Origin of the sequence: Mesorhizobium sp. M7A.F.Ca.ET.027.03.2.1 (assembly GCF_003999175.1) — a bacterium.
GTDB lineage: Bacteria > Pseudomonadota > Alphaproteobacteria > Rhizobiales > Rhizobiaceae > Mesorhizobium.
The window spans coordinates 1-6416 of sequence record NZ_RZOM01000260.1; the positions used below are offsets into that span (position 1 = coordinate 1).

General features: G+C 61.4%; 6 protein-coding genes and 1 tRNA gene. 3 read left to right on the forward strand and 4 right to left on the reverse strand.

Features of this window, described 5'->3' with window-relative positions; translation table 11 throughout:
• A partial coding sequence (locus EN750_RS13665; protein ID WP_145967631.1) for an ABC transporter ATP-binding protein occupies positions 1-1529 on the forward strand: 1529 nt, incomplete at its 5' end.
• Positions 1530-1562: 33 nt separating this feature from the next.
• On the opposite strand, the gene EN750_RS13670 is transcribed toward EN750_RS13665, so the two are convergent.
• The 4 genes from EN750_RS13670 to EN750_RS13685 form a co-directional block, all read right to left on the reverse strand.
• On the reverse strand, positions 1563-1907 hold the full coding sequence (locus tag EN750_RS13670) for a hypothetical protein (protein ID WP_127396723.1): 345 nt from the start codon (positions 1905-1907) through the stop codon (positions 1563-1565).
• A gap of 224 nt (positions 1908-2131) precedes the next feature.
• Complete coding sequence (locus EN750_RS40700) at positions 2132-2575, reverse strand: hypothetical protein (protein WP_245481754.1); 444 nt, start codon at positions 2573-2575, stop codon at positions 2132-2134.
• A gap of 6 nt (positions 2576-2581) precedes the next feature.
• Positions 2582-2797: a hypothetical protein gene (locus EN750_RS13680; RefSeq protein ID WP_164874012.1), complete on the reverse strand. Its 216-nt coding sequence runs from the start codon at positions 2795-2797 to the stop codon at positions 2582-2584.
• Positions 2798-3575: 778 nt separating this feature from the next.
• A tRNA-Pro gene (locus EN750_RS13685) sits at positions 3576-3652 on the reverse strand.
• Positions 3653-3852: 200 nt separating this feature from the next.
• Between EN750_RS13685 and EN750_RS13690 the strand changes: the two genes are divergently transcribed.
• The gene (locus EN750_RS13690; protein WP_127396722.1) at positions 3853-5373 is read left to right on the forward strand and encodes a phosphomannomutase/phosphoglucomutase; all 1521 of its coding nucleotides are present in this window, start codon (positions 3853-3855) and stop codon (positions 5371-5373) included.
• 11 nt (positions 5374-5384) lie between these two features.
• The coding region (locus EN750_RS13695; RefSeq protein WP_148669941.1) for a mannose-1-phosphate guanylyltransferase at positions 5385-6416 on the forward strand (1032 nt) is incomplete at its 3' end.

Sequence of the window (6416 nt, forward strand, 5' to 3'; positions counted from 1 at the left end):
GCATCCACGTCAATGCGGGCGAGACCGTTGCCGTGGTTGGCGAATCCGGGTCCGGCAAAAGCCAGACGATGATGGCGGCGATGAGCCTGCTGGCATCGAACGGCGAAGCGACAGGCAGCGTCGATTATCGCGGCCGCAATCTTCTGACGCTCAGCAAATCCGAGCTCAACCAGGTTCGTGGCCGCAAGATCAGCATGATCTTTCAGGAGCCGATGACTTCGCTCGATCCGCTCTATTCGATCGGCAATCAGTTGATCGAGCCGATCCGCCGGCACCGGGGCCTGAATGCCGCCGAGGCGCGGGAAGAGGCGCTCAAGCTGCTGCGGCTGGTGCATATTCCCGATCCCGAGCGGCGGATGAAATCCTATCCGCATGAAATGTCAGGTGGCCAGCGCCAGCGTGTGATGATCGCGATGGCGCTCGCCAACGACCCTGACATATTGATCGCCGACGAGCCGACGACGGCGCTCGACGTGACCATCCAGGCGCAGATCCTGATGCTTCTGGCCGAATTGCAGCGCAAGCTCGGCATGGCGATCGTCTTCATCACCCACGATCTTGGCATCGTCCGCCGCTTTGCCGACCGGGTCTATGTCATGCGCCAAGGCGAGGTTGTCGAGGAGGGGGAGGCGGAGGCCATCTTCGTCAATCCCCAGCATGCCTACACGAAAATGCTGCTGGCGGCCGAGCCGACCGGCAGCAAGGCGCCGCCGCCCGCCAATGCTCCGGTGCTGCTCGAAGGCAGAAATGTCGAAGTGACGTTCAGGATTGGCGGCGGGTTTCTTGCTGGTGAACCGCTGATGCTGCGTGCCGTCGATCACATCTCGATCCGGCTGCAGCGAAACCAGACCATCGGCATCGTTGGTGAATCCGGCTCGGGCAAGTCGACGCTCGGCCGCGCCTTGCTGCGGCTGTTGCCGAGCGACGGAATTATCCGCTTCGGCGATCGCGACATTTCCCAAGCCGACAGGCAGGCGATGCGGCCGCTGCGGCGCCAGATGCAGCTCGTCTTCCAGGACCCGTTCGGCTCGCTGTCGCCGCGCATGACCGTCGGCCAGGTCATCACCGAAGGACTTCTGGTGCATGAGCCTGATCTTTCGGGCAAGCAGCGTGATCAACGCGCGGTCGACGCCTTGCGCGAGGTCGGCCTCGACCCCAACGCACGCAATCGCTACCCGCACGAATTCTCCGGCGGCCAGCGGCAGCGCATCGCCATTGCTCGCGCCATGATCCTGAAGCCCAGGCTGGTGGTATTGGATGAGCCGACCTCAGCGCTCGATCGCTCTGTGCAGAAACAGATCGTCGAACTGCTGCGCAAGCTGCAGGCGGACCACGAATTGTCCTATCTCTTCATCAGCCACGATCTGTCGGTCGTGCGCGCCATGGCCGACTACATCATCGTCATGAAACAGGGCAAGATCGTCGAGGAAGGGCCGACTGAGGCGATCTTCATCGATCCGCGGCACGCCTACACACAGACGCTGATGGCCGCGGCGATCGACGTGACGCGATTTCGCCTGAGCGCCTGAACCGGGCTCCGCACCGAGGCATTGGCTGTCCGCTCAATTCGCGGACCTGAGGCACTTGCGTGCTCGCACAGCGGCAATGGCATCCTGTTGCTGCTTAAGCCGGTCGATCCTGGCTGTTTCACGGTTGGCTACCGCGGTCTTCACGCGTGAGCCGCCGAGCAGCCAGCGTGGAACATTGGTGTTGGCCACCTTGCCGCGCGTGATTGCCGTTTGCGAGATGTCACGGGCGACGTCTCCCATCGCCCTGTTGAGGTCGGTGCACGTCATCGAATCGTATTTCGCTGCATCGACGGTTCTGCCGAGCGATGAACAGCCAGCGAAGAGAACCAGCGTCATCACAAGAATCAAGGGCGGGGCTGTGGTTGAATTCAAATTCATGTCGCACTCGGCCCGCCGTTTCGCTGACTCCATCAGGTCCATCAACCCTAAAGCCGACGGACCTTTTCGTCAAAATATGCGGCCCGCGAAGAAACCTGCTACCGGCCAGCTTTGCGTCCGGCGCAGGAACATTCTCTGCCACTCGAATTGCTATCTGGCGCGTGTTGGGTTCAATCACTGGTGAACGCAGAGAGCGCGTCTCGGCAACGTCGGGCGGGCCTTTCCTACGCTGCTTCAGCCACGAACGTCGACGGGGGACGACCGCCGAGCACTGCCTGAGCGATGTCGGCGTCATTTTCATCGACATGCGCCGTCACCAGAACCACCCCCTCGGCAACGTCCTGACCATCCGCCTCTATGGCTGTCATGGCGAATGTTCCAAGCAGACCGCCGGCAACGCCGCCGCAGACCGCGCCCGCCACCGCTGCTGGCAACACGCTCGCAGCAACAGGATTGGTGCCATAGGCCGCAACGGCGCTCAGGCAGGCCAACACGCCGGCGGCAGCGCCAAGTAACGATCCCAAAGCGGAAACCCTAAGAAATCCCGCCTCGTTATTGTAAGGCCCGATGATGGCGATCTGTACGCGAGGAATTCCGGCCGCCACCAAGTCGCTGGCGACCCGCGCCGCATCGGCGGGGGAATCAAAAAGTCTGCTAATCGTCGGCATGGTCGCTTAACGCTTCTGGCTGTTCAGCGTCGTGTCGGTGAGGAATGACGCGGCAATCAGGTCGTCAACCTCGATTCGGCCCTCGTCGCCCTCCATGATGGCCGCGACCTTCTGGAAGGTCTTCATCTCGTCTTCGGTAATCTGGGCTTCCTGCATCCTGGCCTTGATCTCTGTCATGCGCATGCCCAGGGCATGGGATTTCTTGGTCTCACGGTTCGACATGCTGCTGCTCTTTAGTTTTTCATTGATCATTTTTCGCCCACCACCCGAATTTGGGGCAAGGGCAAGCGTTTCCAACCTGGACTTCGGTCGGGCAGGGGCTGGACTTAAGTCTGGTTGCGGGCGTGATTGGGATGCGTGCCAAAGGCCTCTCGTGGCCCCACTCCCATCAAGACCCGACTCCCATCAAGAATCGGGGCCGGATCCCAGCGTCGGTACCCGTCGTTCGATCACCACGGGATGGTGCCGATGGGTGAGGACGGAACCTGTCACGACAGCGCTGTCGTGGTGATGATGCCGGCGCCTATGATCATAGGACGCACGACGGAACATTAGGCGTGCCTGATGGTTTATTCTCGCAGCCGGGATCACGATTTGGTGTCTGCTGCAGATCAGTCGGCAAAGGCTGGTCGGCCCGCGTTCTCCGCCAGAGGCGCGGGCTTCCCCAGGCAACAGGAGAGAGATCATGAACAACATCATTTGGCTCGTTGGAGCTGTAGTCATCGTGATAGCGATCTTGAGCTTTTTTGGCCTCCGCTGAGCGGAGACGCGCGTATCCGTCAGGATCTTTCCAGAAGCTGTCCGCGAGCGCACGCATGAAAACATCAGGCGGCCGGTTGGACCGTCTGGTTACTGTCCAGTGCAACAGGCATCGCTGTCGGTCGAGTCACAGAGGCACGGCGAATAGAAATTCGCCATCCGACTGACGGGGACGCGAGTAGTCTCGCTTGAGGGGCAGGTGGAGCGCCGAAGTCGGGATGCGCTAACTCTTTGTTTTTTCTGGTCGGAGTGGCAGGATTTGAACCTGCGACCCCCTCGTCCCGAACGAGGTGCGCTACCAGGCTGCGCTACACTCCGTGACCAGACCGCGGGCTTATAGCCGCCACACTTGGTTCCTGCAAGCGGCACGGCGGCACTTCTGTCGCATTTCGTCGGCTTTCGTCGAGCATTGCCCGAAAGGCCCGGATTCCCTTCCGGAATAAACGTGGCCTAAAGCCTTGTGTGCTAAGCCGCAGCCCTCGACAATTCGTAATTTCTGCCATTCGGAGTTTCCAGTCTTGTCCTTCAGCATCGTTGGCGACGCCCGGCCCAACAGTTTCGAATTCGAAACCGAAGCGCTGATCAAGCCATCCGGCTTTCGCGAATATGATGCGCGCTGGTGGTTCGGCCATCCCGGCTCCGCGCAACGACCGGAACTCAATCTGATCGGCGTCCAGGCGCTCGGCATGGGGCTTGGTACGCTGATCCGCCGTCTCGGCGCCGGTCCCGATATCGTCACCGGGCATGATTTCCGCTCCTATTCGCTGTCGATCAAACTGGCCCTGGTGTCCGGTTTGATGGCCGCAGGCGCACGGGTGAGGGACATCGGACTGGCGTTGTCGCCGATGGCGTATTTCGCCCAGTTCGCTTTGGATACGCCCTCGGTCGCCATGGTCACCGCTTCGCACAACGAAAATGGCTGGACTGGCGTCAAGATGGGTGCTGCGCGGCCGCTGACCTTCGGCCCGGAAGAGATGAGCGCGCTGAAGGCGATCGTGCTGGCTGGTGATTTCGATCTCGTCGGCGGCGGCTCCTACGATTTCATCCGCGATTTTCGCGCGACCTATCTCGACGATCTGACCCGCGACAAGCGCATCGCCCGAAAGCTGAAAGTGGTCGCAGCCTGCGGCAATGGCACTGCCGGCGCCTTCGCGCCGCAAGCGTTGCAGCGCATCGGCTGCGAGGTCATCGCGCTCGACGTCGAACTCGACCATACATTTCCGCGCTACAATCCCAATCCCGAGGATATGCGGATGCTGCATGCCATCCGGGACAAGGTGCTGGCATCAGGCGCCGACATCGGCCTTGGCTTCGACGGCGATGGCGACCGCTGCGGTGTCGTCGACAATGAAGGCAATGAAATTTTTGCCGACAAGGTCGGTGTGATGCTGGCAAGGGATATTTCCAGCCAGCATCCCAACTCGACCTTCGTCGTCGACGTCAAATCGACCGGCCTGTTCCATACCGACGCAATGCTGCGCGCCAATGGCGCCGTCACTGACTATTGGAAAACCGGCCATTCCTACATCAAACGCCGCGTCGCCGAACTCGGTGCTGTCGCCGGTTTCGAAAAGTCAGGTCATTTCTTTTTCAATCCGCCGATCGGACGCGGATATGACGACGGGCTGGTCACCGCCATCGCCATCTGCCTAATGCTGGATCGCAGCCCGGGCAGTTCGATGGCCGATCTTTATCGCGCGCTGCCGCTGACCTTCGGCACGCCGACCATGTCGCCTCACTGCGCGGACGAGGTGAAGTATGGCGTGGTCGAACGGGTGGTTGCCGATTTTCAGACCATGAAACGGGATGGAATGGTTTTCGCCGGCCAGAAGATCGCAGACCTCATCACCGTCAACGGCGTGCGCGTCGTCGCCGACGACGGCACCTGGGGGCTGGTGCGCGCCTCATCGAACAAACCGGAACTGGTCGTGGTGGTCGAAAGCCCGGTGTCGTCGCAGCGTCGACGGGAGATGTTCGAGGCTGTCGACGCCGTGCTGCGCCGCAGCCCCGAGGTGGGCGCCTACAACCAGACCTTTTGAATGGTAGTTGAATGACCGAGCGGATTGTCAGTTTTGTCATGAGCGGCGGCGTCGGCTCGAGGTTGTGGCCGCTGTCGCGCGAGGACAACCCCAAGCAGTTCCACGATCTGTCCGGCGATGGCTCGATGCTGGCCAAGACCTTGCGTCGGCTGACGGCCCGGCCGGAAGGCGAAACGCCGATCTTCCTGATCGCCGCGGAGCGCCATGCTGATCGCGTTCACGCCGATCTTGCTGGTCTCGACCTCGCCGGCGGCGGTCCGCTGTTCGAGCCGACCGGGCGCAACACAGCCGCCGCCGTCGCACTGGCGACGCTGCGCACGCTGTCCGAATTCGGTGACAGCCTGGTGCTGGTGGTGCCGTCGGATCATGAGATATCGACCCCGCGCCAATTCTGGCAGAGCGTCGAAGCCGGCACCGAGGCAGCGCGCAGTGGACGGCTGGTGGTGTTCGGCATCAAGCCGACACAGCCCGAGACCGGCTACGGCTATATCGAGGTCGCGGCCGAAAGCGGCGGCACCTTCGATGTGTCGCGCTTCGTCGAAAAGCCGGATATTGAGACTGCGCAAAGCTATCTCAAGGCCGGAAATTTCTACTGGAACACCGGTATCTTCCTGTTTCGCGCCGTCGCCATGCGTGATGCCTTCATAGCGTTCCAGCCGGATATCTGGCTGGCCACCGAAGCAGCTTACAGGGCAGCGACATCGGATCTGTCCGGCCTTTACATGCCGCTAGAACTCTACGCCGCCATTCCGTCGAACTCGATCGACTACGCCATCATGGAGCGGGCAAAAGACATCGCCATGGTGCCGGCCGGCTTCCGCTGGAACGATCTCGGCTCCTGGCAGTCGCTGCTCGATGTCGGCCCCGCCGACGACCGGGGCAATGTCATCATCGGCGATGTCGTCGCTATCGATTGCGAGAATTCCTACATTCGCAGTGATGGCCGCCTGCTGTCGGCGATCGGCATGAAGGACATCGCCATCGTTTCGACATCGGATGCCACCTTCGTCGCCCCGGTCAGCCACAGCCAGCACGTCAAGAAG

What these genes read in the sequence shown, in the direction of transcription:
- EN750_RS13670 (WP_127396723.1), bottom strand. Translation starts at nt 1,907, where the DNA reads ATGAATTTGAATTCAACCACAGCCCCGCCCTTGATTCTTGTGATGACG.
- EN750_RS40700 (WP_245481754.1), bottom strand. Translation starts at nt 2,575, where the DNA reads ATGCCGACGATTAGCAGACTTTTTGATTCCCCCGCCGATGCGGCGCGG.
- EN750_RS13680 (WP_164874012.1), bottom strand. Translation starts at nt 2,797, where the DNA reads ATGTCGAACCGTGAGACCAAGAAATCCCATGCCCTGGGCATGCGCATG.